Source organism: Alteribacillus iranensis, from assembly GCF_900113025.1.
Taxonomy (GTDB): domain Bacteria; phylum Bacillota; class Bacilli; order Bacillales; family Marinococcaceae; genus Alteribacillus_A; species Alteribacillus_A iranensis.
In genome coordinates this window covers 50,451-75,742 of the sequence record NZ_FONT01000005.1, presented here as the reverse complement: position 1 = coordinate 75,742, position 25,292 = coordinate 50,451, and the positions used below count along the sequence as shown (strand labels likewise).

23 protein-coding genes are annotated in these 25,292 nt (G+C 39.8%); 13 read left to right on the top strand and 10 right to left on the bottom strand.

The window, feature by feature from the left end:
* Window positions 1–48: 48 nt before the first annotated feature.
* The 4 genes from BM095_RS11780 to BM095_RS11765 form a co-directional block, all read right to left on the bottom strand.
* Complete coding sequence (locus BM095_RS11780) at window positions 49–423, bottom strand: DUF2512 family protein (protein ID WP_091661986.1); 375 nt, start codon at window positions 421–423, stop codon at window positions 49–51.
* Between the two features lie 151 nt (window positions 424–574).
* Window positions 575–1,525, bottom strand: coding sequence for an agmatinase (speB, locus tag BM095_RS11775; RefSeq protein ID WP_091661983.1), 951 nt, complete (start codon window positions 1,523–1,525; stop codon window positions 575–577).
* Between the two features lie 123 nt (window positions 1,526–1,648).
* Complete coding sequence (locus BM095_RS11770) at window positions 1,649–3,004, bottom strand: YjiH family protein (protein WP_091662505.1); 1,356 nt, start codon at window positions 3,002–3,004, stop codon at window positions 1,649–1,651.
* A 93-nt stretch (window positions 3,005–3,097) separates the two neighbouring features.
* Window positions 3,098–4,462, bottom strand: coding sequence for a sigma-54 interaction domain-containing protein (locus tag BM095_RS11765; protein ID WP_091661981.1), 1,365 nt, complete (start codon window positions 4,460–4,462; stop codon window positions 3,098–3,100).
* 524 nt (window positions 4,463–4,986) lie between these two features.
* Between BM095_RS11765 and gabT the strand changes: the two genes are divergently transcribed.
* From gabT to BM095_RS11745, 4 genes are all read left to right on the top strand, one after another.
* Complete coding sequence (gene gabT, locus BM095_RS11760; RefSeq protein WP_091661978.1) at window positions 4,987–6,321, top strand: 4-aminobutyrate--2-oxoglutarate transaminase; 1,335 nt, start codon at window positions 4,987–4,989, stop codon at window positions 6,319–6,321.
* A 38-nt stretch (window positions 6,322–6,359) separates the two neighbouring features.
* A complete protein-coding gene (locus tag BM095_RS11755) occupies window positions 6,360–7,781 on the top strand; it encodes an NAD-dependent succinate-semialdehyde dehydrogenase (protein WP_281243896.1) in 1,422 nt (473 codons plus the stop codon).
* 200 nt (window positions 7,782–7,981) lie between these two features.
* Window positions 7,982–8,632, top strand: coding sequence for a FusB/FusC family EF-G-binding protein (locus BM095_RS11750; RefSeq protein WP_091661976.1), 651 nt, complete (start codon window positions 7,982–7,984; stop codon window positions 8,630–8,632).
* Between the two features lie 225 nt (window positions 8,633–8,857).
* Window positions 8,858–10,171: a cytochrome P450 gene (locus tag BM095_RS11745; RefSeq protein ID WP_091661974.1), complete on the top strand. Its 1,314-nt coding sequence runs from the start codon at window positions 8,858–8,860 to the stop codon at window positions 10,169–10,171.
* A 168-nt stretch (window positions 10,172–10,339) separates the two neighbouring features.
* On the opposite strand, the gene BM095_RS11740 is transcribed toward BM095_RS11745, so the two are convergent.
* From BM095_RS11740 to dctP, 3 genes are all read right to left on the bottom strand, one after another.
* Window positions 10,340–11,710 (bottom strand): TRAP transporter large permease, encoded by a 1,371-nt coding sequence (locus BM095_RS11740; protein ID WP_091661971.1) that lies wholly within the window; start codon window positions 11,708–11,710, stop codon window positions 10,340–10,342.
* Between the two features lie 32 nt (window positions 11,711–11,742).
* Window positions 11,743–12,264 (bottom strand): TRAP transporter small permease subunit, encoded by a 522-nt coding sequence (locus BM095_RS11735; RefSeq protein ID WP_091661968.1) that lies wholly within the window; start codon window positions 12,262–12,264, stop codon window positions 11,743–11,745.
* A gap of 85 nt (window positions 12,265–12,349) precedes the next feature.
* Window positions 12,350–13,453 (bottom strand): TRAP transporter substrate-binding protein DctP, encoded by a 1,104-nt coding sequence (dctP, locus tag BM095_RS11730; protein WP_091661966.1) that lies wholly within the window; start codon window positions 13,451–13,453, stop codon window positions 12,350–12,352.
* Between the two features lie 580 nt (window positions 13,454–14,033).
* On the opposite strand from dctP, the gene BM095_RS11725 reads away from it, so the two are divergent.
* The 5 genes from BM095_RS11725 to BM095_RS11705 are packed head-to-tail and all read left to right on the top strand — an operon-like array spanning window position 14,034 to window position 17,849.
* The gene (locus BM095_RS11725) at window positions 14,034–14,705 is read left to right on the top strand and encodes a hypothetical protein (protein WP_091661963.1); all 672 of its coding nucleotides are present in this window, start codon (window positions 14,034–14,036) and stop codon (window positions 14,703–14,705) included.
* A gap of 1 nt (window position 14,706) precedes the next feature.
* On the top strand, window positions 14,707–15,447 hold the full coding sequence (locus tag BM095_RS11720) for a cytochrome c biogenesis CcdA family protein (RefSeq protein ID WP_091661960.1): 741 nt from the start codon (window positions 14,707–14,709) through the stop codon (window positions 15,445–15,447).
* An 18-nt stretch (window positions 15,448–15,465) separates the two neighbouring features.
* Window positions 15,466–16,071: a redoxin domain-containing protein gene (locus BM095_RS11715; protein WP_091661957.1), complete on the top strand. Its 606-nt coding sequence runs from the start codon at window positions 15,466–15,468 to the stop codon at window positions 16,069–16,071.
* Between the two features lie 31 nt (window positions 16,072–16,102).
* A complete protein-coding gene (locus tag BM095_RS11710; protein ID WP_091661954.1) occupies window positions 16,103–16,783 on the top strand; it encodes a response regulator transcription factor in 681 nt (226 codons plus the stop codon).
* A complete protein-coding gene (locus BM095_RS11705) occupies window positions 16,776–17,849 on the top strand; it encodes a sensor histidine kinase (protein ID WP_143083225.1) in 1,074 nt (357 codons plus the stop codon). Before BM095_RS11710 ends, BM095_RS11705 begins: the two co-directional genes overlap by 8 nt.
* A gap of 44 nt (window positions 17,850–17,893) precedes the next feature.
* On the opposite strand, the gene BM095_RS11700 is transcribed toward BM095_RS11705, so the two are convergent.
* Complete coding sequence (locus BM095_RS11700; RefSeq protein WP_218151632.1) at window positions 17,894–18,286, bottom strand: YgaP family membrane protein; 393 nt, start codon at window positions 18,284–18,286, stop codon at window positions 17,894–17,896.
* Window positions 18,287–18,811: 525 nt separating this feature from the next.
* Here BM095_RS11700 and BM095_RS11695 point away from each other — a divergent pair.
* Window positions 18,812–19,846 (top strand): C40 family peptidase, encoded by a 1,035-nt coding sequence (locus tag BM095_RS11695; protein WP_143083224.1) that lies wholly within the window; start codon window positions 18,812–18,814, stop codon window positions 19,844–19,846.
* A 247-nt stretch (window positions 19,847–20,093) separates the two neighbouring features.
* Here the strand turns inward: BM095_RS11695 and BM095_RS11690 are convergent, their stop codons facing one another.
* Complete coding sequence (locus BM095_RS11690; protein WP_245757892.1) at window positions 20,094–20,927, bottom strand: protein-glutamine gamma-glutamyltransferase; 834 nt, start codon at window positions 20,925–20,927, stop codon at window positions 20,094–20,096.
* Window positions 20,928–21,018: 91 nt separating this feature from the next.
* Window positions 21,019–22,020, bottom strand: coding sequence for a TIGR00341 family protein (locus BM095_RS11685; protein WP_091661943.1), 1,002 nt, complete (start codon window positions 22,018–22,020; stop codon window positions 21,019–21,021).
* A 491-nt stretch (window positions 22,021–22,511) separates the two neighbouring features.
* On the opposite strand from BM095_RS11685, the gene BM095_RS11680 reads away from it, so the two are divergent.
* The 3 genes from BM095_RS11680 (at window position 22,512) to bioB (ending at window position 25,242) form a co-directional block, all read left to right on the top strand.
* Window positions 22,512–23,369 (top strand): manganese catalase family protein, encoded by an 858-nt coding sequence (locus tag BM095_RS11680; protein ID WP_091661940.1) that lies wholly within the window; start codon window positions 22,512–22,514, stop codon window positions 23,367–23,369.
* 264 nt (window positions 23,370–23,633) lie between these two features.
* Window positions 23,634–24,233: a biotin transporter BioY gene (locus tag BM095_RS11675; RefSeq protein ID WP_091661937.1), complete on the top strand. Its 600-nt coding sequence runs from the start codon at window positions 23,634–23,636 to the stop codon at window positions 24,231–24,233.
* A gap of 16 nt (window positions 24,234–24,249) precedes the next feature.
* Complete coding sequence (gene bioB, locus BM095_RS11670; RefSeq protein WP_091661934.1) at window positions 24,250–25,242, top strand: biotin synthase BioB; 993 nt, start codon at window positions 24,250–24,252, stop codon at window positions 25,240–25,242.
* The last annotated feature ends 50 nt before the right edge of the window (window positions 25,243–25,292 follow it).

Sequence of the window (25,292 nt, the reverse complement as noted above, 5' to 3'; positions counted from 1 at the left end):
GCAGCAGAAAACAAAATTGGCTTCCCCATATAGAGGAAGCCTAAAAAATTATTGTGAATCCATGCGGAGCCGGTTGTTCGCTGGGAGGAGGTGAGTTGCCAAATACGTATGGTAATAATATTCCCCTCCTGCAAGAAAGAGGGCAGAAATAAGAGAAGCTAGCCACACGGAAATGTCTGCAGTAAAAAACAGTGTCCCATATAGCCAAATAACGAGAAAGGAAAGGACAAAGTCCCCGGCTGTCGCCGGAAGGTTATCTATTTTTGGAAGTAAGAATACATCACCAGGATAAGAAAGCACTCCGAGAATTACAGTTAATATAATAACGTGCCAGAAGGATACACCAAAACCTACAGTTAAAATGAGCCAGAGAACGGCAAGAGTTAACAAGCCTTTAAAGGTTAAAGCTTTTACATGCTCCATATTTTCACTCCTTTCTAAAAGTGATACTTAAGATGAAGCATACTTAGTTTTTACAGGAAACAATGTTATATGTGATTATTTTCCGCTAGCAGCAAATAGTAAACGTAAAAAAATCCTCTAGTCATAACAGACTAGAGGATAATATAAGACATTATTTATTTTGTTGCTCTCTTTTTTTCATAGCAACTAAGCTGATCATTTCAAATGCTACCGCAGAAGCAAGAGCTGCTGTTATTTCTCCATGATCATATTCAGGAAGAACTTCCACAAGGTCAAATCCTTTGATATCAAGTCCATGAAGGCCGCGAACGTATTCTAGAGCTTCATGGCTGTCAGGACCGCCAATTTCTGGGGTGCCCGTCCCTGGGGCAAATGCAGGGTCCACAAAGTCGATATCGTAGGATACAAAAACAGGACGGTCACCAACACGTTCATGAATTTGGCGTAGTACTTCTTCATAACCAAGTTTCTTTACTTCATGCATTGGTATTGTTTTGAATCCTAGATCTTCCGGATCTGTTTCATCTTCCGGGCCATAAAGAGGGCCGCGAAGTCCGACTTGAATGGAATGTTCGGTATCAATTAAGCCTTCTTCTACAGCGCGGCGGAATGGAGTGCCGTGCATGTATTTTTCACCGAAATAGTTATCCCACGTGTCACTATGTGAATCGAAGTGAACAAGCGCAATTGGTCCGTGCTTCTCTGCAAAAGCCCGCAAATGACCAAGTGAAATAGAATGATCTCCTCCAAGGATAATCGGTGTAATGTTGTTATCTAAGATTTTTCCAAGTTCTTCTTTGACAATGTCATAGGACTTATGGATGTTCTGAGGAACGATTTCAAAATCGCCATAGTCCACTCCAGAACAGTAGTCAAATATATTGATCTTTTGTACAGGATTGTAAGGACGTAATAGAACAGAGAAATCACGAATATGCTGAGGGCCTCCACGGGCTCCAATCCGGTTAGAAACAGCTGTGTCATATGGGTTTCCCACAACGACAAAGTCCACATCTTCTGTTGTCTTAATTTGTTCTAATCTCATAAATGTACGAACGCCTGTATAACGAGGGCTAGTAGATGAATCTTTTGGTTTATACACTATAAAACCTCCTAAATAACTTAGATAAAACATAATCATACTGCAATATCATTTTAATGCAATTTTCATGCCAAATGTATTTAGCGAATCTATCAAGATAGTCCAGATGAGAGCATTTATGATTTAGAAAAAGAATACATGAGCCATGAAGATAATAATAGGAAGTGTAATAATCGTGCGCTCAAGGAAAATGATAAGGATTTCCCAGAAATTCAAAGGGATTTTTGAACGTAACAGCAAAATACCCACTTCTGACATGTATATAAGTTGAGTCATGGAAAGAACGGCAATGACAAAGCGTGTCAATTCACTTTCGATACCGCTTCCAATGACAGCTGGCAAGAACATGTCGGCAAAACCAACTAGCATAGCAGGGGCAGCATCAACAGCTTCAGGAATGCCCGCTAATTCTAATAATGGAACAATTGGATAAGAAATAATTTCGAAAATCGGTGTAAATTCTGCGATGACTAGAGCAATAGTTCCTAACCCCATTACGAGTGGAATAAGTCCAAACCAGATATCAATAACGTTTTGAACACCGCTTTTTATGATAGGGCCAGCGCTTTTTACATTAGATGCCTTCTTCACGGCAAGTTCTGCTGCCCAACGAAGACGTGATTTATCTTCTGGTACTTCTTCGGTAATTTGCTTTCCAGCGTGCTCGTAATATGTTTCTTCTTTTCTGGATAAAGGAGGAATTCTTGGACAAACAATAGCTGCAACGAACCCGGCAACGATGACCGTGACGTAAAATTGAATAAACATGTGGCCCATGCCAATAAAGTTAATAACTAATAAGCTGAAAGCGATCGATGCTACGGAGAAGTTCGTAGCAATGACAGAGGCTTCCCGTTTCGTATAATAACCGCTTTCATATTGCTGCGTAGTGATCAGAACACCAACAGTCCCGCTTCCCATCCATGAAGCAAGAGCATCGATGGATGAACGTCCAGGAAGTTTAAAGAGAGGACGCATAATTCCACGGACAGCTGTACCGATAAATTCCATGAGACCGAATTCTAGAAGTAAGGGCATTAAAAACCCGGCAATTAGAAACCAAGTGGTCAATACAGGAACGAGGTCAAACAGTACCGTTCCCCCGGTTGCAGGGGACCATATAAATTCAGGACCCAATTCAAATAAAGTCATGATAGCAAAAATGGCACCTAAGACACGAAGCAATCCCCAGAAAAAGGTTACATCCAGTAAATCTTTTGTGAAAGACGGACGTTGTGCCCAATCGGCTCCGCTTTTTACAGCAAGCTTCATTACAATAGTACCGACTACCGATAATATTAATATGAAAGTCATAAATAGCGGCAAGTGTTCTTCAAAAGTGGCCTGTAACGCCTCGGCGACGATTCCGATTCCGATCGTCCATTGCCCTTGGTAGGGAACAGGAACTAAAAATAAAAACATGCTGACTACAGAAACGATAAGTGACTTCCGCTTGTTAGCAGGAGTCCAAAATGACATATCGGATCTGTGAGTCCCACTAGAATGGTTTGTCTCCACACATATCACCCTTTTTTATATTTACCGTAATATTATTGCAAGATACGTGCCAAATTATTTAATGTTATACTTTTTTAGTTTGCGGACAACAGACGGTTGACTGATTCCTAACCATTCGGCCATTTCTGTCGTTGTACGGCACTGCGAGGCCGCTTCTTTTATTATTTTTTCTTCTACAGAAGCAAGGGTTTCCGGGAGAGAACCTTGAAATGAAAATTTGTCTTGTTGATCTGTGCTTTTATTAGGCATCCAAATATCTTCAGGCTTTAATACGTTGGAGGGGGTCGTTACAATTAGTCGTTCGATGACATTCATTAACTCGCGTACGTTTCCTCTCCAATCATGCTCGCTAAGAAGTTTCATCGCCCCTTTTTCTAACTGAATTTCCCTCTCGTATTTTTCGGAAAACTCCTGTACAAAATGTTCAATGAGAGGGATGATGTCGGGAGTACGTTCCCGTAAAGGGGGTATAGTGATTGGCACGACGTTCAAACGAAAAAACAAATCTTCCCTGAACTTATCCTCTTGAACTAACTTTTCAAGAGGGCGATTGGTAGCGGATATCAAGCGAAAGTCTACCTTTTTTGATTTGCGCCCTCCAACAGGGTAAAACTCTTTTTCTTGAATAAATTTAAGGACTTTCACTTGATTGTTAAGAGAGAGTTCCCCAACTTCGTCTAAAAACAGCGTCCCCCCCTCAGCAAGCTCAGCAAGACCAACTTTTCCGTTTTTATTAGAACCGGTGAAGGTACCGCCGGCATACCCGAAAAACTCAGACTCAAAAAGGGTTTCAGGGATGGCACCACAGTTTACTTCAATGAAAGGACCGTCCTTGCGCGGGCTTTCTTTGTGAACCATTTTAGCAATTTGAGTTTTACCAACGCCTGACTCTCCTAAAAGCAGGACGTTTACATCGACATCAGCAACTTGTCTGGCCATTTCAAGACACCGCTTCATGGTCGAGGAACGCGCTATAAATCCATATTCCTGCAAATACTGACCTCTCAGACGGTTCAATTCATACAGAACTCGTTCCATTTCTTCTTCCATTTCTGACAAATAATCTTTAATGTTTACGAGCTCGGTAACATCATGAGAATAAGTGGCAATACGCCACAAATCCCCGTTATCATCAAACACAGGAATACCTGTTACTAACAACTTTTTGTTATCATTTGTTGTTTGAATAATGGTTGTCCTTTTTTTGTTTTTCTTTACCATGGGAGTGACTGCAGGTTTGAAAATCCCTGCTTTCTCAAGGTCGTAGACAGACTGACCAACCAGTTCATCGTTCTCGACTCCATATAATTTTTTCATGGTATGGGTAACTTTTGTGATGGTTCCGGAAACATCCGTCACTAGTAAATCATCTTGAAGGGACTCTAAAATCCTTTCACTTTCATCTTTGGTGTATATCATTGGTGTTCCTCCGATTCAATTTTGAATAAAAAGTACAAGCGAAGTCTTTATAACGCTTACATTAGTACAAGGTTTGTTATTTATTTATGAATAAAATTTATTAATAATAGAATAACAGAATAGAGGACAGAAAAAAAGTAACCGATTCTTTATTCGGGTCTGATATATATTAATGAAGAAATCAGATTTCCTTTGTTCTTAATGTAGTAATTACAGATCGAAGAAGGATAATATATAAAACGTTTATTAAGTGAACACAAATGACTTGTGAAAATATCACTTCATTCATATTTGAATGGAATATTCCTGTGTGAATAAAAAAGTAATGGATTTTTAAAAGCACGTACATAACTTTCTATTTTCATGAAAATAATTTATTGAATTTTAAGGCGTGTTGTACAGAGAATTACAGTGGAATAAAGAAATAAAAAAGGTTTTTTGGGTACCATAATGGAATGGAGAAGTTTTTGGCACAAAGATTGCAACAGTGATATACTACAAAAGGACAGAAAGGATGATGATCGATGACAACAAAAAACGACTTCTTAAACCTGCCTGGTGAAAAAGCAGGACAATTATTAGAAAGACGGAACCGAATCGTTCCAGACGGAGTGAGCTACGGTGTACCTACATTTGCAAAGAGTGCAGAGGGTGCCCTTGTAGAGGACGTAGACGGTAACCGTTTTATCGACTTTGCTGGAGCGATAGGTACATTAAACGTAGGGCATAGCCATCCTAAAGTAGTAGAAGCTATTAAATCACAAGCTGACAACTTTATTCATACTGGATTTAACGTGATGATGTATGATTCTTATATTGAGCTTGCGGAAAAACTTGCTGATCTCGCTCCGGGAAGCTATGACAAAAAAGTAATGTTTTTAAATAGTGGAGCAGAAGCAGTAGAAAATGCGGTAAAGGTAGCTCGTAAATATACGAAGCGTCCTGCTGTTGTTACTTTTTCTCGTGCGTTCCATGGCCGGACATTGATGACTATGTCTATGACCGCGAAGGTTAAACCTTATAAGCACGAATTTGGACCGTTTGCTCCTGAAGTATACCGTGCTCCTTATCCATATACTTATAGAAAACCTGATTCCATGACGGAAGAAGAGTACATTGAAGAAACATTAGAGAGCTTCAAGCGTGTGATCGATCATGAAATTTCCCCAGATCGCGTAGCGGCAGTAGTTATTGAGCCTGTTCAAGGAGAAGGCGGTTTTATCGTTCCTGATAAGAAATTTATGCAAGGTATCCGTGAATACTGTAGTGAACATGGTATCGTGATGGTAGCTGATGAAATTCAGACAGGGTTTACTCGTACAGGCGGCTACTTTGCCATTGACCATTTTGACGTAGTACCAGATTTGATCACTGTGTCAAAATCAATGGGGGCCGGAGTACCTATCAGTGGTTTGATTGGACGAGCTGAAATGATGGATGCAGCGAATGCTGGTGAGCTCGGCGGCACGTATAGCGGAAGTCCGCTTGGTTGTGCGGCAGCTCTTGCTGTGCTTGATGTTATTGAGGAAGAAAATCTAAATCAAAGAGCGGCAGAAGTCGGTAAAAAAGTGATGGATACATTTAATGAGTGGAAGAACCGCTATGATTGCATTGGAGAAGCACGCGGACTTGGGGCAATGTGTGCAATGGAATTAGTGAGTGACCAAGACTCCAAAACTCCGGATAAGGACATTGCTGGACGGATTATGAAAGAAGCACAGAAGCGTGGCCTTCTTGTATTGACTGCAGGTGTGTATGGTAATGTTCTCCGTGTACTCATGCCGATTGTTATTACAGACGATCAGCTCGAAGAAGGATTAAACATCTTAGAAGAAGCCATTCAAGCGGCTAGCAACTAAACTTGCAGGTGCTCGGTGATAGAAAGGAAGGGATAGAGTTGAAAAATTTACTCTATATAAATGGAAAATGGACAGGGGAAGCCCTAGACAAAATGGAAGTAACAAATCCTTCCACAGGAGAAGTGTTAACAGAAGTTCCAATGGGTGGAAAAAAAGAAGCGGAAGAAGCTGCGGATGCTGCCCATAAAGCTTTTCAGTCATGGTCGAAAAAAACAGCCGGAGAACGTTCTGAGCTTCTCTACCGGTGGTATGAATTAATTAAAGAGAACCAGGAAGAAATCGCGACGGTTATGACGAAAGAGCAAGGGAAACCTTATAAAGAGGCACTAGGGGAAGTAGGATATGCCAACGGATTTATCCAATGGTATGCTGAAGAAGCGAAAAGGATATATGGTGATACCATTCCTGCCTCCCATCCAGACAAGCGAATTTTAGTACAAAAGCAGCCTGTCGGAGTAATTGCAGCTATCACCCCTTGGAACTTCCCAGCGGCTATGATCACGAGAAAAGTAGGTCCTGCTTTAGCAGCTGGATGCACTGCTGTTATTAAGCCGGCAGAACAAACACCGCTGACAGCACTTCTCTTGGCGGACCTCGCCGAGCAAGCCGGGATTCCAGCAGGAGTTATAAATGTCGTTGTTGGAGATCCGAAAGAAATTGGAAGAGCTTGGCTAGATGACAAGCGTGTACGTAAATTAACGTTTACTGGTTCAACTCCAGTTGGTAAATATCTAATGGAAGGTTCCGCTAAAACGATGAAGAAAGTTTCTCTAGAACTTGGCGGACACGCTCCATTTATCGTAATGGATGATGCAGACGTGGATCAGGCAGTAGAAGGAGCGATTCAATCGAAGTTCCGGAATGCTGGTCAAACGTGTGTGTGTTCTAATCGTATCTATGTTCAAGAAGGAATCGCTGATGAGTTTGCCCAAAAGTTTGCGGCAGCCACAGCTAACCTGAAGGTAGGAGACGGGTTTGATGAGGATACTGTCATCGGGCCTTTAATCGATGAGAATGCTATGTCTAAAGTGGAAAAGCATGTCGAAGATGCAAAAGAAAAAGGTGCCGAAGTACTGAGCGGAGGTACAAAAGTAGAAGGTGGGACCACCTTTTACACCCCAACAGTTATCTCAGGAGCAACATCTGATATGCTTTGTATGAATGAAGAGACCTTTGGGCCGCTTGCACCAATCGCTATTTTCAAGGAAGCAGAAGAAGCTATTGAAGAAGCGAATGACACGGACTTTGGATTAGCTGCTTATGTATTCACGAAAGATCTTTCCAGAGCTTTGCGTATTAGCGAGGCCCTTGATTATGGTATCGTAGGTGTGAATGACGGACTCCCATCTACTCCACAAGCTCCATTCGGAGGAATGAAAGAAAGCGGTCTTGGTCGCGAAGGTGGATACTATGGCATTGAGGAATATCTTGAGATTAAATATACTTCATTAAAAATATAATTGAAAATGAGCTGGAATTCTCCTTCCAGAAGAGTAAAGAACGCTTCCGATTATCAGAATGATAGTCGGAAGCGTTTTGTCTGTCTCTATACTATAGACTTTAAATAAATGTTATGTTGGCCGTGTTTTCTGATCTCTGTCTTTGGTATAAGCGGATTATAATGATATCATGGTATTAATATTTTGGAGGAGGGACCGAGTTGCCATCAACATTTATACGTAATCATCATTTAAATATTATTAAAAGTGAGGCAAGAAATATACAACGTTGTTTTCAGGATATTGAAGATGAAGGGGTAATAGAAGCAGTGAAAGGCCAAGCGACGGATCGTATCATTCAGCAATTTCCTCACTTAAGTAAAGAAGAAATAAACATTATTGAGTCATTGAAAGAAGTGAAGTCAAGCATAGAAGTCGAAGCTTTTATCGGTTCCATTTATCGTTATGTTGAATCTTTTCCAAATATTACGAAACAGAGGATTAAAGATCTTTTTCCCGATAATATACGTATGACAATTCCAAATTTAACAAGAATAGACCTTTCACGGAGAACTTATTTAGGTTGGAATGACCCCGGCCAAAAGAAAAAATATATCCTTTATCATCAAAATGGCGAGCTTCTCCCAATAGAAGGGCGTTACATTCCGCGTGCGCTAAAAGATTATTGCCATTTTTGCAAACAAGTGACTACCGTTACCTTTGTAAGTTTCCACACCAATGATAAATCAAATGACAATACGGATTATTACCGGGCCATCGGACATTATATTTGTCTAGACAACCAAGAATGCAATAAAAAAATAATGGATATCCGTTCTCTTGAAAGAGTCATTGAAAAAGTAAAACCATAGAAATACGGACGTGTGCCATCCGTGTAGTACTATAATAACCTATGCATAGGTGAAACATCTTTAAATGATGGGCTTCATAGGATTTCTTTCATTGAGTTAACGGAATTACAGGTTATCTAATGGCTGTGTATGAAATCGGGCGTTTAATTTCACAAGGGATGGGGATTAATAACCTATAGATCCATTGTTTTTACATACCTTTTTTGGCAAAGGAGCTGGTCTTAGGTGAAAGTAAAATCGCCAGTCCCTCGTGAAAAATCATTAGATAGCACACTGTCTCTCATAAAAGAAGGATTTAATTACATTCCGAGCAGGAGAGAACAGTTAGGTTCTGATATTTTTGAAACGAGGTTGGTTGGAAAGAAAGCAGTATGTATGGCTGGAGAGGAATCAGCTGCCATTTTTTACGATGAAAATAAGTTTAAAAGAAAAGGAGCTATTCCGAAACCGGTTATGAAGTCGCTGTTAGGCGAAGGCGGTGTTCATGAACAAGACGATGAAGCTCATAGACAGCGTAAACGTATGCATCTATCCATGATGACGCCCGAACGGTTAGAAGACATGAGAAGAATTGCTATTAAACATTTAGATAAGAAAGTGTGTCAGTGGGAGAAGGAAGAGAGAGTTAACCTTTTTGAAGAAATGGTTGAAATTTTCACCCGTGCCGGTTGTGAATGGGCAGGTGTCCCCTTAAAAGAAAAAGAAGTAAAGCAGCGATCTCGTGAAGTATTAGATATGATAGATTCATTTGGAGGATCTCCTGCACGGTTTAGACAAGGGGCAAAAGCTCGCTCAAAACAAGAAAAATGGTTGACAGGTATTATAAAAGAAATACGTGCTGGAAAGTTCGTCCCTCCGTCTTATACGCCAGCATGTATTATTGCTCATCATAGAGAGCCAAACGGGAAACGTTTAGATCCTCAAGTAGCGGCAGTTGATTTAAGTAATACATTCCGTCCTTTGGTAGCGACGGCTTATTTTATGGTATTTGGAGCGGTTGCCATGCACGAGTACCCGCAAGTTCACCAAAAATTAAAAGAAGATACAGATGGATATAGTAAAATGTTCGCGCAGGAAGTACGACGGTTCTATCCTTTCGCTCCCGCGATGGCTGCTAAAGTAAAACAGGATTTTTTATGGAATGATTATAAGTTTAAAAAAAATACATTGGTCATTCTTGATTTGTTTGGAACAAATCGTCATCCCGATTCTTGGGAGCAACCTAATCAATTTATTCCAGAACGATTTAAAAATTGGAAAGAAAGCCCTTTTTCTTTTGTCCCTCAAGGGGGAGGAAATCATTATATGGGTCATCGGTGTGCGGGAGAGTGGATGACTGTCATGGTAATGACAGCATTCTTTCATTATTTGACGAATTATATCACTTTTGATGTACCTGACCAAGATTTAAGTTACGATATGAGCCGCATGCCTACATTGCCAAAGAGTGGATTTGAAATGACAAATATAAGAAAGTTAAAAGAACCTTCTGATGAATTGTATAAGAAAATGGACACGCAAACCGCAATAAAAGTGTAAACACTGACTGGTAAGCCACTAGTGTATAACGTGAACGGAGCAGCGCCTAGCACCTACACGAGAACCCTCTTAATACATTCCCGCATAGAAAGTTTCATGTTATAGAAATAACCTCCTTGTTAAACAGAAAACAAACCTGTCGCAGAGAACGACAGGTTTTGTGTTTGCTTAAAACAATAAATTCGGCAGCCAAGTGACAAGCGAAGGGAATATAGTTAAAATCACAATACCTATTGCGAGTAAACCAACGTATGGGATGGAACCTCTGATAATATCATTCGTTGGAATGTCAGGAGCAATTCCTTTTACCACAAAAATATTAAGTCCGACAGGTGGAGTAATCAAGCCCATTTCCATATTTAATGTCATCACAATACCGAACCAAATGGGATCAAATCCGAGGCCAGTAATGATAGGAAATAAAATAGGAGTAGTCATTAAGATAATAGCGGCAGGCGGTATAAAAAACCCTAACATAATTAAAAATAAATTAATGATGATTAATACGAGCCACTTCGACATGTCAAGACTCGTAATATAAGTTGCCAAGTCTTGTGGGATGTGCAAATAACTCATTGTCGTTCCAATTAAGGCGGAAAAAGCAATAATTAATAAAACCATGGTACTTTCTTTCGTAGATTCTAATAACAGGTTCATTAATTTTTTCCATGTCATAGAACGATAAACTACAATGACCATTAAGAGAGCGAGTACTGCACCAAAAGCTGCAGCTTCACTTGGCGTAGCAATACCTAAATATAAAGATGCCAGAACCCCGACGATTAAGAGCAAGAATGGAAGAACATATAAGAGAGAAACAAAGCGTTGCTTCCAAGAGAAACCGGATGGTGTTATATCATCCCCGTCCTTACTGACAGTTGATTCAGATTCGGACTTTTCGACAGCCGCAGCACTTTGCACCCCAGCTTTTCTTCTTTCCAGTAGAGTAGCAACGTAGATCCATAAGCAAAACAATAAAACCACTAATATACCAGGGATGACCCCTGCTACGAATAATTGCCCGATGGATTCTTCTACTGCTATCCCATATAAAATCAGCGTTACACTTGGTGGGATAAGGATCCCTAACGTTCCTCCGGCAACTACTGCTCCGGTAGAGATAGAATTAGAGTAGCCTCGTTTTTTCATTTGAGGGATGGCTACCTTCCCAATAGCAGCAGCGGTCGCAGGACTAGATCCAGATAAAGCGGCGAACAAGGCAGAGGAGACGACACTGCTTATTGCTAAGCCACCAGGTACTTTACCTGTCCATAAATAAGCAGTTTCAAATAAATCAGAGCTAGCTCGTGACCTTGCAAATATACCACCCATGAAAATAAACAAAGGAATAGCAAGCAAAGAAAAATTGTTTAAGGAACCGTAGACGAATTCAGCCACCATGTTGAAAGTTGTAATATCAAGGAACAGGAGTATAGAACCAACCGAAACGAGTCCTAATGCAAATGCGATTGGAATTCCTGTAAGTAATAAAGCTAAGGTGACGACCGCCATGACAATCCCTATCGTTAAAGAACCCAATAATATCCTCTCCTTATGATGCGATTACTCTCTTAGGTTTGATTGATGTTTTTTAATTTAACAAATTCTTCGTAAATGAGAACGATAAACTGAAGGGTAACGAACGTCATCCCCAAAGGGAGAATAAAATAAGGAAACGTTAAAGGAGGTCCCCATAAAGTAGAAGAATGCCAGCCGTTCTCGGTAACTTCCCACCATAGCTCCCATGCTTTCCAGGATAATACAACGGTAAATATTACACATAAAAGAGAAGTGAAGATTCGCAAAATGCTTTGTCCGCGCTTTGGTAGTCTTTCTATTATCACATCTACCCCAACGTGTGAATTGTGCTTTAAACCATAAGTAGCGCCGACAAAAGTAGCGAACATCAATAAATATATACTTAATTCAGTTTGCCATACGGTAGGAACATTAAAAAATGAACGGACAATCACTTGATAAACAATGATAAGGGTGGAGGCGAAAATAGCGATTCCTCCTAGGTACCCGCTGATTTCACTTATCCCGTCGATGACTCGTGCCCATATTGGCTTTTTATTTTGCTCGGCCTCCATAACACAGCCTCCTTCTCCATTTAAATCATGATGATGGATAACAGCCCAGTTGAGCCTATACGTGGCTCATCTGGGCCTTTGGAAATTAGTTCTCTTCAAGGACATCTTTTGCTAGTTCTAGTAATTCTTCACCGTTGTCAGTGTTTTTAGCCCATTCTTCCCAAACTGGTTCAGCTAGTTCTAACCATTCGTTGTAGGCTTCATCTGACATATCTACAACTTCTAGACCTTCTTCTTTAAATAACTCAGTTACACGCTCATCGTCTTCTTCTGAAGCTTCATATGCCCAAGGTTGTAATTCTTCAGCTGTTTCTTCAAAAATTTGCTGTTGTTCCTCTGATAACTGTTCCCATGCATCCATGCTTATAACTAATGGCTCTCCCATAAACCAGAATGTATTTTCCGAAGAAGTAGTAAATGAACTTATTTGTTCCTGCAGATTGTACGATGCAAAGGAAGAGTTAGATGTAATGCCGGCGTCCAATACACCAGTTTGGAAGGCAGAATACATCTCAGAGGAAGCCATACTAGTAATACTAGCTCCAGCGTCACGCAGCATTTCCTCCACACGTGCTCCAGCAGCACGCATCGTCACATCTTCTACATCTTCAGGTCTTACGATAGGATCTCCTGAATTACCAATTGCACCTGCATTCCAAACCCATACTAAGATTTTCATCCCATTTTCTTCTGCAATTTCTTCTGCAATTTCTTCTATTCTTTGACCAATCTCAGAAGTTTCCCATGCCTGTGCTTGCTCATGGTTTCTAATAAGCGCTGGCATTAACGTAATACCAAATTCCGGTACTTTTCCTCCAGCGTAGTCAAGTGGGAAAACAGACATGTCCAGGGAGCCGTTTAACATAGCATCATATTGTTCTCTTGCTCCTACTAATGAGGAAGAAGGATAAATAGAAAATGCTATCTCTCCATCTGACTTCTCTTGAACTTGTTGTGCGAATTTTTCGGCTAATACAGAACGAAAATCGCCCTCTTCTGTCGTTGCTTGTGGCCATTGGTGAGAAATCTTTAGTTCAACGGATGCTTCACTGCTATCTCCTACAGAGCTAGCTTCTCCCTCAGCATCTCCAGACCCACCTGAATCCTCACTCAATCCACAGCCAACCATTACGGAAAAGAATAAAGAAATTGGAATGGCAGTTAAAAATTTACGGTTAAACTTTTTCATATGTTTTTACCCCCCTAATTAATGTAAAGCACACACCGTACACGGAAATGAAAACGCTTCATTGCAACGACACAGGTCAACTGTCGACATGTAGACCATCGTATGTTTGTGATATTAATGTAAAATTTCAGAAATAGCAATAAAATTTACAAATATAATAATTTAGACCCATGTAACTATTAGTTATATAGAACCAATTCACAAAATTATAATAATACAAATTTATGAATATTTCAACGAAAAAACCATTTTAAATAGGGGTTTAGAGCATTGAAAAGGCAATGTTCAAATAAAAAACTATAAAAACAGATCTTTTTGACCTTGACAAAAATGTATTGATTAGTTATTTGAATAGGTATTTCTATTGAATGTTATAGATGGAGGATTATGGAAGTTCATTCCCTGTCGTTCATTTAATGGATTACCCCTTTAATGCTCCTGTATTGATGCTTTCTTCCCAATAAAATTTTAGCAGAGGCGATCATATAGAAAAACCTTCCTGTTTCTGAGCATTAATAAAAACTTAACAAAAGTGAACTACACTGTAAGCATCAAGGAGCAGAGAATAAGGAGAATCACAATGGAAGGTGTTTGGCAAGTTGGTTCGTTGATCATAAATAAAGACTGGGTAGCAATGGGTGTTTCTTTAATAATGGCATTTGCTCTCCTACATAACTCTCATTATTTTACAAACAGCAAAAAGCAATTGGAAATTCTAAGTAATACTTTATTTTTATTTGTCATCGTATACCAGCTTTCATCTTTTTTGTTTCATTTTTCAATTGGTATTCGATATCCACTTTCTGTATTAGCAGCACCAGGCGCTTGGGAAGAATGGACGGTTGCTTGGATTGCAGCCATTATTTATTTATTCATTGGATGTAGAAAGCATAGCATTTCATTTTCGGAAACAAGCCTCCGTACAGCATTGATATATCTACTTACTGAGTTTTTCTATTTGACTTATATGTTGTATTCAGGAAGCGATGGAATGGCGACTCTCTATCACATTATTATTATTGCTATCTTGATTTTATTGTTTCTGTTGCTGCATCGCCTATTATCTAATCAAACTCTACTAGCCATTATTTTGATGGTATATGGCTCGCTAATGTATATCAGAAGCTTAAGCTATACAGCCAAAATGATATTTGTTTACATACCAGAATGGTGGTTTCTTTTATTAGTACTCCTTATTGTCGTTATTTTGATTTCTATGTCACTACATCAATCTATTAGAAAGGAGAGGTAACATGGGAGCAGCAGATGTAACGATCTGGTTAGCGTTGTGGGCTGGATTTATTTCTTTCATCTCTCCTTGTACACTTCCATTGTTTCCAGCTTATTTGTCTTATATCACCGGGGTGGGAGTGAAAGATTTACAAGGGAATCAAACGAAAGAAGTGCGTATGAAAGTACTTACACATTCCTTGTTTTTCCTGGCGGGTGTTTCCACTGTCTTCATTGGCCTGGGTCTTGGTGCGTCCTATGCCGGACAATTTGTAAACAGTTTTCTTAGAGGGGATAGTGGTTTACTCCTTCAGAGGATCAGTGGAGTGTTTGTTATTATTATGGGGCTGTACATCGCAGGGTGGTTAAATATAAAACTACTCGCGAAAGATAAAAGGTTACGATTTACAAAAAAACCGGCAGGGTATGCCGGAACCACTCTAGTAGGGATAGGTTTCGCAGCTGGATGGACGCCGTGTATCGGTCCCATCTTTGCATCCATACTAATGCTCGCTGCATCCCAACCATCCTCAGGTTTGTGGTATACGAGTTTTTATGTTGTTGGTTTTTCGGTACCTTTTCTAGCGTTAGGCTTTTTTGCAGGGTCTACCAAGTGGATCATTAAATATTCAAACATCATTATGAAAATAGGAGGCGTTTTATTAATAATAATAGGTGTTCTCCTGTATACCGGTGAGTTAACTCGTTTGTCGATATACTTACTTCGATTAGTAGAAGGCACGTGGTTTGCAAATTTAGGATAAAGGGAGGAAGGTGTAACGATGAGAACATGGATAATTGGAATTATCGTTGTCGTGATGCTCGGATGGGCTTTTTATGAAGCGTTTGATACAAACGATCAGACAGGAGGTGCTGAGTCTAATTCACAAGAAAGTTCCAATGGATCAGAGTCAGCAAATGAATTTGAGCTCGAAGAAAGTGAAGCACCTGTATCAGAAAAAGGAGACTGGATTCAAACGGGAGAAAAAGCTCCTGATTTCACTCTTACTACGTTAGCTGGAGATGAAGTCACTTTGTCAGAGTACGAAGGGGAAAAAGTCCTGATCAACTTTTGGGCAACATGGTGCCCACCATGTCGGGCTGAAATGCCGGACATGCAAGATTTTTACGAAGAACACGATGCTAATATTTTAGCAGTGAACTTAACAGAAACAGAAGGTGGATTAAACAGTGTAGAAGCTTTCGTAGACGAATTTGATTTAACATTTCCTATCGTGTTAGATAAGAAAGTAGAAGCAGCCAATGATTTTGGTGTGCAGCCAATTCCGACATCTTTTTTTATTGATAGGAAAGGGATAGTTCAAAGTATTAGCGTTGGCCCCATGACTTATGATTATATGGTGGAAGAGTGGGAATCATTAAATTAATATTATTCCTCCATCGAATGAGGTGGCGTCATTGTTACAGCAAACATTGCTTGTGGTAGAAGATGATCCTATGATTCAAAATCTCATAAAAATATATCTGGAAAAGGAAAATTATGAGGTACTTACTGCGTCTGATGGAGAAACAGCATTACAGATGATTGAACGAACGAACCCTTGTTTAATTATACTCGATTTAATGCTTCCTAAGATGTCAGGGGAAGAAGTATGTCAATGGGTGCGTGATCAAGATATGGACACAGCGATTCTCATGTTAACGGCTAAGGTAAGCAGTCGTGAGAGAATAGCAGGACTGAAAATGGGGGCTGATGATTATGTAACAAAACCATTTAGCCCCGAAGAACTGGTAGCCCGCGTGGAAACAATCCTCAGACGCACAGGTCACTTGTGTCAGAAGATCACGTACGGTGGTCTGACAATTATGCCTCGAAAAGGAGAAGCTGAATTAAATGGTCAAACTCTTTCCTTAACGAAAATTGAATTTACGCTTTTATACCATTTCATGAGGCACCCAAACATCCTTTTCTCAAGAGAACAGTTAATTGATCAGATATATCCTCTGTCCGAAAATGTGATTCAGGACCGGACGATAGATGTACACGTCAAGCATTTGCGTGAAAAAATAGAGGCAGATCCTTCAGCACCCAAAAGAATAATCACAGTTAGAGGAATGGGGTATAAGTTTGTTGAGTAAAAAGCATATTCCATCTTCCTTAACATTAATCAGCCGTTTAACAATTGGTAATATCGTTATTATTAGTCTAATGATAGGGTTAAGTGGTTTTACGGTTTATCAATTTGCGTGTCAGTTAGTTGGAAACCTTAATGGAGTAAACCAAGTTCAACAGCAAACCTTTAATGAAACTTTTCTATACTTTGTCCTCGCTGTACTGTTGATATCAGTCCTCTCTGGCAGCGTGTTTTATTATCTTCTCTTAAAGAAAGTGTTGTCCCCTATACAGCAATTGGCAGATTCCACAGAGGACTTAATAAAAGGGGACTTCCCAGACATAGAGATGACGCATCAAGAAAACGAAATTAACCGTTTGACTAGGAATTTTAACGCATTATCAGTAAAGCTAAAAAGTATAGAAGAGTCTAGAACACGTCTCGTTTCAGAAATGGCGCATGAGTTAAGAACACCTTTGTCGAATATTAATGGATATCTCGAAGGATTAAAAAAAGGGATCATACCTGGCAGTCCCGTTTTATACGATGCATTGCATAAAGAAGCGCTTCGTCTTATTAACATGGTAAATGATCTATATAAATTGTCAGAGTGGGAAATAGAAATCACGGATAGGAAACTCAAAAAAGAGAAAGTGAATATGAAAGAACTGATTGATCGTTCGATAACACTTTTCAGATGGGATTTATTAGAAAAAGAAATACAAATAAGCGTAGAAGTGGAAGAACGCGATTTACAGATAGATCCTTATCAAATGGAAAGTGTATTGATTAATTTGGTACAAAATGCAATCGAACATCAAGAATGCCGATCACCTATTAAAATAAAAGGATATACAAAGAGAAAAGATTATCATATCGAAGTAGAGACAACGGGGAAGACAATACTGCCCGAAGAGAAAGATAAAATCTTTGATCGGTATCACCAGACAGAAAGCACGGAAGCATCCTCGGAAAGAAAAGGAATTGGACTTGCTATCGTCAAGGAAGTTGTCGAAAAACACGGAGGTCAAGTTGGCCTTCAAACAGATGGTCACAGACATAGTTTTTGGTTCGATCTCCCGTTGGAATAACGGAAGATTGAACCTTCTAGATCTATAATGTGCAACTACGGTTGTTAGCGTGGTGACGCATTTTCGACTTTTATCTTGTGGTAGATATTCAAGAGTGCTTGTTTTTCTTTTTGGATTTCTGACGAAGTACGTATGCCTGCTCGTCTAATGATACTTAAAGGAGGGCACCAGCCTTGAGTGGCATGCTGAAAGAGAAAGCTCCCTACTATGATTGGCAGCAGACTCCATTTTCTATTAACGAATAAACTCAATACACTACCGATCACTACTAAACTGGAGGCATTTGCCTCTAGTACTCTTTCTGTATCCCATTCTCTGTCTAATTCGTTTATCCGTCCCAGTATAGAGGCAGGACTAGCTTCTTGGTAATATTGAATACTTTCTTGAATTTCGCTTTGGATTTGTTGATTGATATCCTCTTTTGTATTCTCCTCCACTCGGGTGGTTGTATTTGGTAAAGAAATACTAATTGTAACCCCACCTATCGATTTAGGTCGTGTTATGCATAGTTTTCCCCCGTCAGAATGTAAGTAAACATAACGACCACCACCTCGGTACGCCCTCTACTGATAAAAGCATTCCTATTCCTTTAAAATATTTAATTATTGAAAAAATGAAAAGGAGGGAGCAGTGCATTTACTAGGAAGAAAATAGATCCACTCATTTAATATATTTGTTACATTTCTGTATCTTCATCAAAAATTAACAGTGGTTAAATAACATAGTGTCAGAGTGAATGTCGAATAACTGGTAGAAAGATAGGAGGAAGGAAGATTATGTTACAAAAATTGGTTATTATGCATGAAAATACATGAATATGTCATCATTTGTATTATACTTGTTATATTCCTGTAACATAATAAGATACTTAGCATGTTACACTGTTTACTAGATTTCTACATAGAGTACGAACATTCACACAAATATACATAGAGAGAATATTGGGGGAAGGGGTGGCCATTTTGGTCAAAAGAAGCTTAGTGGGCGTGTTAGGCCTTTTTATGCTGCTTGCATCTTTCAGCATCCAGCCAGGGGTGTCGGAAGCTGCCGGAAAAGTAGATGAGATCATCGCTGAAGCAAAAAAACACATGGGGACTCCTTATCAATGGGGAGGAACAACACCTGGCGGCTTTGATTGCTCTGGTTTTATTCAATACACTTTTAAGAAAGCTGGAGAAGAGCTGCCTCGGACAGCAGCAGAACAATATGGAGTCGGAAAATCTGTTTCAAAATCTGATCTTCGTAAAGGAGACCTTGTCTTTTTCTCTCACGGTTCGGGCATTCAACATAATGGGATATACATAGGAAACGGTCAGTTTATTCATTCCTCAACTTCAAAAGGGGTAATTATTTCTCAGTTAGATGATCCTTACTATTGGGGCGATCGCTATGTTGGTGCAAAACGAGTCATTGCAAACGAGGATAAAGCGCAAGAAGCTGTAAAGTCCCAGGAGCTAGAGCCGCTGCCTGAAGGTGAATATCATGACGTAGAAGATGATTATTGGGCTTATAATAGTATTTCAGAATTAGCAGATCAAAAAATCATGAGCGGTTACGGTGATAGCACATTTAAGCCATCCACTAGTATCACAAGAGCAGAAGCAGCTGCATACTTAACGAACGCTTTGGATTTATCTCACGATGGAAGCAGCAAAGACTTTCATGACGTCAACGGTGACACAGAACACGTGGAAGCAATTCAAGCTGTGAACGAAGCTGGAATTATTACAGGGGATAAAGATGATAACTTTATGCCGGAAGATCCGCTTACACGACAACATATGGCAGTGATTTTCTATCGAGCATTTGAGTTGAATGGCGTTACATATGATAAAGAATTTATAGACGTTAGTGAGGATCATCCCTATGCTAAACATATCCATGCTTTAGCTGGAAGTGGAATCACTACTGGTAATTCCAACAATGAATTTGAACCAAGACGAGAAACTACACGTGCTCATTTTGCAGTGTTTCTAGAAAGAGCACTTGAGCGCTAATTCAATATCCGTTAACTTATGGAGGCTGTTTATCGTAACAGCCTCTTTTTACATAGAAAATGGGCGGTTTAAGGGGCAAGATCCTTTTTCTCTTAGCCTATCCTCCGTACGGTTTAGACATAAGAGGTGGGGTGTTTTTCATGTCCCCTACCAAAATTTGTCGCCAGCTAAGCAATTACTTGCAATTGTCAATATAATTCCCGGTATTTAACATAATAAACCTGTTTTTCTCCCGGACCTATATTCTTCACGGGAGTTTTTTCCGTTTATACATATCATACGAAATCGATGATTGATTATGATGAACAATAGGAGAAGGAATTTTCGAAACGGCAGACCGAGAGAGACCATTGATAGAGGAAGCAATTCGTACAAAATCCAACCGTGTGGCGGTGCTCATTAAATAAGCTGATCTCATTGAACCTCTGCGTCTATGCTGGTTTAAGATATGAACAATTTCTTCCGCTTTCCTCATTCCAATACCATGACCGAAAAAAATACTGTTCCCCATTGCAATGGCATTTTCCCCACGCCATGGAGAGGTTTTAGGGTAGAAGTCAGGGTTATGAAAATACACTACGTCCCCAGGAATGATGGATGCCGTATGATCAGCAGATAACCCCAAGTCTGGGTCTGCCTCCCAACTGTATAGATATAGATCTGTGTATAAGCGGTCAAACATCTGGGGGCCAATCATGTGAAGAACGGATTGGTAAAGTATAATCATCATAGCGGTTGCGCACTCGAATGCATATTGACTGCTATTTACTTGAATGTCTTCAATAGCAGCAGCCGGGCTGACGCCGGATCTTAGTTGAAACCCTCCAGTTCTCGTTCGTAACCAATAGCGAGGATTACATCGGGACCGTGCAAACACTTCGAACTGAGCGTGGCTTCGATTCATTGCATTTGCGTTTGTTAAGATTCTTTTTCGGCACTCCACCGTAAATTTTAAATCTGTCTCTGTTGGAAATGAGAAATGATCAGGTGAAGTACTCATAGCATGGTAAATGGTATGTTCTATGCTACCCGGTATCCACATGTTGTTTCCTGGAGAGGAAAATCCTTGAATATGAATCATGTTATCCCTCTTCCTTTATATCGTGATTACTTAATTAACAATGTATGGAAGGGAACATGATTTAAGAAGAAGAAAATAGAGGAAGAGCTCTTTAAAAATTAATAAAGTAAATGGCGATACATAAGACGAGTATAATAATACTGACAAAAAGTAGAGCGTATTTTCGGGAAGTGTAGGCCTCTTGTATTTCGCCCCATTTGACTGGCTGGATACCGCTTAACCAAAAGACGATGATGGCGGAGAGGACAATGGATGAAATATTAACCAGTAATAGCAAAATGGGTGTGACTGCTTCTTCCCACTGGGCTGCCCCTACAGTCATACCGAAAACGACAGCCGGTGGAAGAAGAGCGACTGACACCATGACACCAACGAATGCTTCTGAGACTCGTTTCAAGAAAGAAATTGCTCCTGCTGCCCCGGAGGCTAACGCTGCAATAATATCAATGAATTCGATATTCATCCGTGATGAATACTCTTGGCTTTCTAATGGAAGCTCAAAAATTATTCCTAAAAACACTGCGATGCTGATGGGAAGTATGAGACCATAAAAAGAAGAAGTAATTGATTTTCGTAATAGTTTATAATCTCCGAGTACAGAGGCAAAAGCCAGTGCAGTAAATGGGCCTATTAAAGGGGCAATCATCATAGCCCCTATAACGATAGCTGGACTATTTTTAAAAATTCCAGCAGCTGCTACCAAGGCAGAGAAAACCAAAAACCAAGAGAAACTCTTCGAAGTCTCGCTTGATGAGTGGACAACCGAATATAATTCATGTCGGCTTGCCCGGATAAGCTCTCTCTCATCTTTCTCTTTCTCTGAGTTCTTTTGACTTTCATCCTCTTTTATATTAGGTATGGACGTTTGAAGTGAAAATAATAGTGCTTTCCATTCATCGTATTGTTGTGAAGTTTTTTCTAAGTAATTTAAAATGTCTTCCGAGTTTTCTTTACTCACAAGAACTCTTACCAATTTATAGCCAGTCGATTCTTGAGAAACCCAACGAGTAATGAACTCAAACTTTTCCAAACTGCTATCTAAAAGGGGAAATTCCTCCTCTGGTACGTATATTTCAATTAATTGTAAATTCATATTCTATCTCCTCTGCATAAGCAGGTGTATTTAGACTTTGCATAATTATTTTTTCCAAGTTGTCGCGCTTTATCCCTCGTTGTCCTGTTGTATTAACTTGGGTATTTTTATATTTTGCAGGGATGAGGAACAATAAAGGTGGCTAGTAGTATCCTCCTGGTATAAATGGTCAAAATAATGGTGTTAAGTCTGATACAAGGATGTGTGAAAAATGAGAAATACTTGCTTTTATTGCGATGATGCCATTACTGAGCAACGTATCCATCATGTGTCCTTTTTTCGGGAGAAGGAAGAGCGAGAAGAGGTATTGTGCGATGAATGCTACTCAGAGTGGCTGGAAGGAATAAAGGAATAATTATAAAACAAACGCTAAAAAGACTGTCTGAACGGCAACAACCGTTTTGACGGTCTTTTTTCACAAGGAAACGCTCCCCTGAATACAAATGGATTAGGTTAAAACCTAATACTTTTATAAAAAGGGCGTGTGTCACTTGTTCTACCATATGAAAGAACTTCAATACCATGCAAAGCCTGAGCGTCCGGATCCCGTCTACGCAAAAAAGCTCCAAGAAATTTTGGGAGGACAATTTGGAGAGATCTCTGTTGCCATGCAGTATTTATTTCAAGGTTGGAATACGAGAGGAGATGGCAAATATCGAGACTTGTTAATGGATACAGGGACGGAGGAGTTAGCACACATTGAAATGCTGGCTACGATGATAGCAAGATTGTTGGATGGAGCTCCGGATGCAGATTTAGAGGAAGCAGCTAAAAATCCTGTGGTTGCCGCTATATTAGGAGGGACTAACCCACAACATCAAATTGTGTCTGGTTTGGGTGCTATGCCGTCTGATAGTGTCGGTAACCGTTGGACGGCAGATTACATCATAGCGAGCGGGAATTTACTCGCCGACTTTCGTGCTAATTTAAATGCAGAATCACAGGGAAGATTACAAGCTGTACGTTTATATGAATTAACTGATGATCCTGGTGTCAAAGATATGCTGTCTTGGCTTATTGCAAGAGATAGAATGCATCAGAATCAATGGTATGCCGCTATTAAAGAATTGGAGGCAAAAGAGAATATCGTAGTACCAAGTACTTTTCCGCCTGAATTAGAGAAACAGGAGGTATCTTATACTTTTTTTAATACATCAGCAGGCAATGAAAGTGCAGCCGGTAGATGGGCACATGGTCCAAGTATGGATGGCTGTGGAACATTTACCTATGCTGAGAATTCACCAGCTTTTGGTGAGAGACCGAAACTACCTCCTGCACCACCATATATTCATGATACTCTTCCAGCTGTCATGCGGCATTCAGATGATCTGCCAGACCCTCATTTGTAAAGAAGTTAGGAATGGTCACGAAGGATAGGGTGTGAGACAAAACTAAGGAAAGAAAACAGTCATAACGGCTTCTGGATGTAACGTATGTTGTAAAACAGCACCTTCCTGCGAGAACATGTTTTTGCAGGAAGGTGCTGTTGAAGTTGAGCCTTAAAAAATATAGAAATGGTACTCTCTATAAGTAAATTGCTCATTTGTACAAAATATGTTAACATATTTTTAAAATAAGTTAACGATAAAACAATAATAAAAGGAGGTGTTAAAATGAATCGCAGAAAATGGTCACCGCTCCACCTTGCATTAGGAGCTTTATTTGTTGCCCTTACAGCCATAGGGGCGAATATAACATCACTCATCCCCTTTATGGTAATAGGGGGTGTTCCCATCACTCTGCAAACCTTCTTTGCTATTTTAGCAGGGCTTATTCTAGGAAGCAGGCTGGGAGCATTTTCTATGTTCGTATACATGGTAGTAGGGTTAGCTGGCGTCCCATTATTTGCTCAGTTTAAGGGAGGTATGTCGGCACTTATTTCGCCTACATTCGGGTTCATATGGTCTTTCATTTTAGTTGCTTTTGTAGCAGGTAAAATAATCGAATACAAAAGGAGCAGATGGAATTATGTTCTTGCAGCACTAGCAGGAATGTTAGTTAACTACATTCTTGGAACAAATTGGATGTATATTGCTTACCAGTTTTGGTTCGAGGCTCCGGAGAATCTTACATATACGCTAGTTTGGTTATGGATGCTGGTTCCATTGCCTAAAGACGTTGTAATCACAGTGTTAGCGGGATTGTTTGCTTATCGCCTCCACAGTATACCGGCTATCAAAGGGATAATGAGTCGAAAGCAAGATGCAGCTTAATAAGGAGGAGAAAATGATGAGTTATTGGGATCACTTAGCACAAAAAGTTATTGAAGGTTACCAATTATCGGATAACGAAGCATTAACGATATTAAACAGTCCAGATGAAGAATTGCTACAATTGTTAAATGGGGCTTACCAAATAAGAAAATACTATTACGGCAATAAAGTGAAATTAAATATGATAATAAATACAAAATCAGGGGCATGCTCAGAAAATTGCGGTTACTGTTCACAGTCGCGCGACTCTACGGCTCCTATTGAGAAATACCGAATGATGGATAAGGACTCTATTGTTATGGGGGCTGAACGAGCGCACCGTCTGAAGTCGGGCACGTACTGTATTGTGGCTAGCGGTAGAGGACCAACGAATCGTGAGTTGCAAACAGTTACCACTGCAGTGAAAGAGATTAAAGAAAAGTTTGATATGAAAATTTGTGCTTGTTTAGGCATTTTATCACCTGAACAGGCAAAGGAACTAAAAAAAGCGGGGGTAGACCGGTATAATCACAATATAAACACATCTGAAAACCACCATGATAACATAACGACCAGTCATTCGTATGAGGATCGTGTTCATACAGTAAAGAAAGCGAAATCTGCCGGAATTTCACCATGCTCTGGGATAATTGTAGGAATGAAAGAAACCAAGAAAGATGTTGTTCAAATGGCAAAGTCACTCAGAGAGCTTGATGCAGACTCCATTCCGGTAAATTTCCTGCATGCTATTGATGGGACTCTTCTCGAAGGAACGGATGAATTGACTCCTTCTTACTGTTTGAAAGTGTTAGCTTTGTTTCGATATATTAATCCAACAAAAGAAATAAGAATTTCAGGAGGAAGAGAAGTAAATTTACGTTCTTTACAGCCAATGGGTCTTTATGCAGCGAACTCCATTTTCATTGGTGATTATCTTACAACGGGCGGACAAGAAGGGACGAAAGATCACCAAATGTTAAAAGACATGGGCTTTGAGGTGGATTATGAAATAGCGGAAAGTACTGTCTAACTTTTAATTTTGAAAAGCTGTCCTTGGAGTATTCTAAGGACAGCTTTTTT

What these genes read in the sequence shown, in the direction of transcription:
- BM095_RS11675 (WP_091661937.1), top strand. Translation starts at nt 23,634, where the DNA reads ATGAATCGCAGAAAATGGTCACCGCTCCACCTTGCATTAGGAGCTTTA.
- BM095_RS11715 (WP_091661957.1), top strand. Translation starts at nt 15,466, where the DNA reads ATGAGAACATGGATAATTGGAATTATCGTTGTCGTGATGCTCGGATGG.
- BM095_RS11765 (WP_091661981.1), bottom strand. Translation starts at nt 4,462, where the DNA reads ATGATATACACCAAAGATGAAAGTGAAAGGATTTTAGAGTCCCTTCAA.
- BM095_RS11690 (WP_245757892.1), bottom strand. Translation starts at nt 20,927, where the DNA reads ATGATTCATATTCAAGGATTTTCCTCTCCAGGAAACAACATGTGGATA.
- BM095_RS11720 (WP_091661960.1), top strand. Translation starts at nt 14,707, where the DNA reads ATGGGAGCAGCAGATGTAACGATCTGGTTAGCGTTGTGGGCTGGATTT.
- BM095_RS11735 (WP_091661968.1), bottom strand. Translation starts at nt 12,264, where the DNA reads ATGGAGGCCGAGCAAAATAAAAAGCCAATATGGGCACGAGTCATCGAC.
- BM095_RS11725 (WP_091661963.1), top strand. Translation starts at nt 14,034, where the DNA reads ATGGAAGGTGTTTGGCAAGTTGGTTCGTTGATCATAAATAAAGACTGG.
- bioB (WP_091661934.1), top strand. Translation starts at nt 24,250, where the DNA reads ATGAGTTATTGGGATCACTTAGCACAAAAAGTTATTGAAGGTTACCAA.
- BM095_RS11780 (WP_091661986.1), bottom strand. Translation starts at nt 423, where the DNA reads ATGGAGCATGTAAAAGCTTTAACCTTTAAAGGCTTGTTAACTCTTGCC.
- gabT (WP_091661978.1), top strand. Translation starts at nt 4,987, where the DNA reads ATGACAACAAAAAACGACTTCTTAAACCTGCCTGGTGAAAAAGCAGGA.
- BM095_RS11685 (WP_091661943.1), bottom strand. Translation starts at nt 22,020, where the DNA reads ATGAATTTACAATTAATTGAAATATACGTACCAGAGGAGGAATTTCCC.
- dctP (WP_091661966.1), bottom strand. Translation starts at nt 13,453, where the DNA reads ATGAAAAAGTTTAACCGTAAATTTTTAACTGCCATTCCAATTTCTTTA.
- BM095_RS11770 (WP_091662505.1), bottom strand. Translation starts at nt 3,004, where the DNA reads ATGTCATTTTGGACTCCTGCTAACAAGCGGAAGTCACTTATCGTTTCT.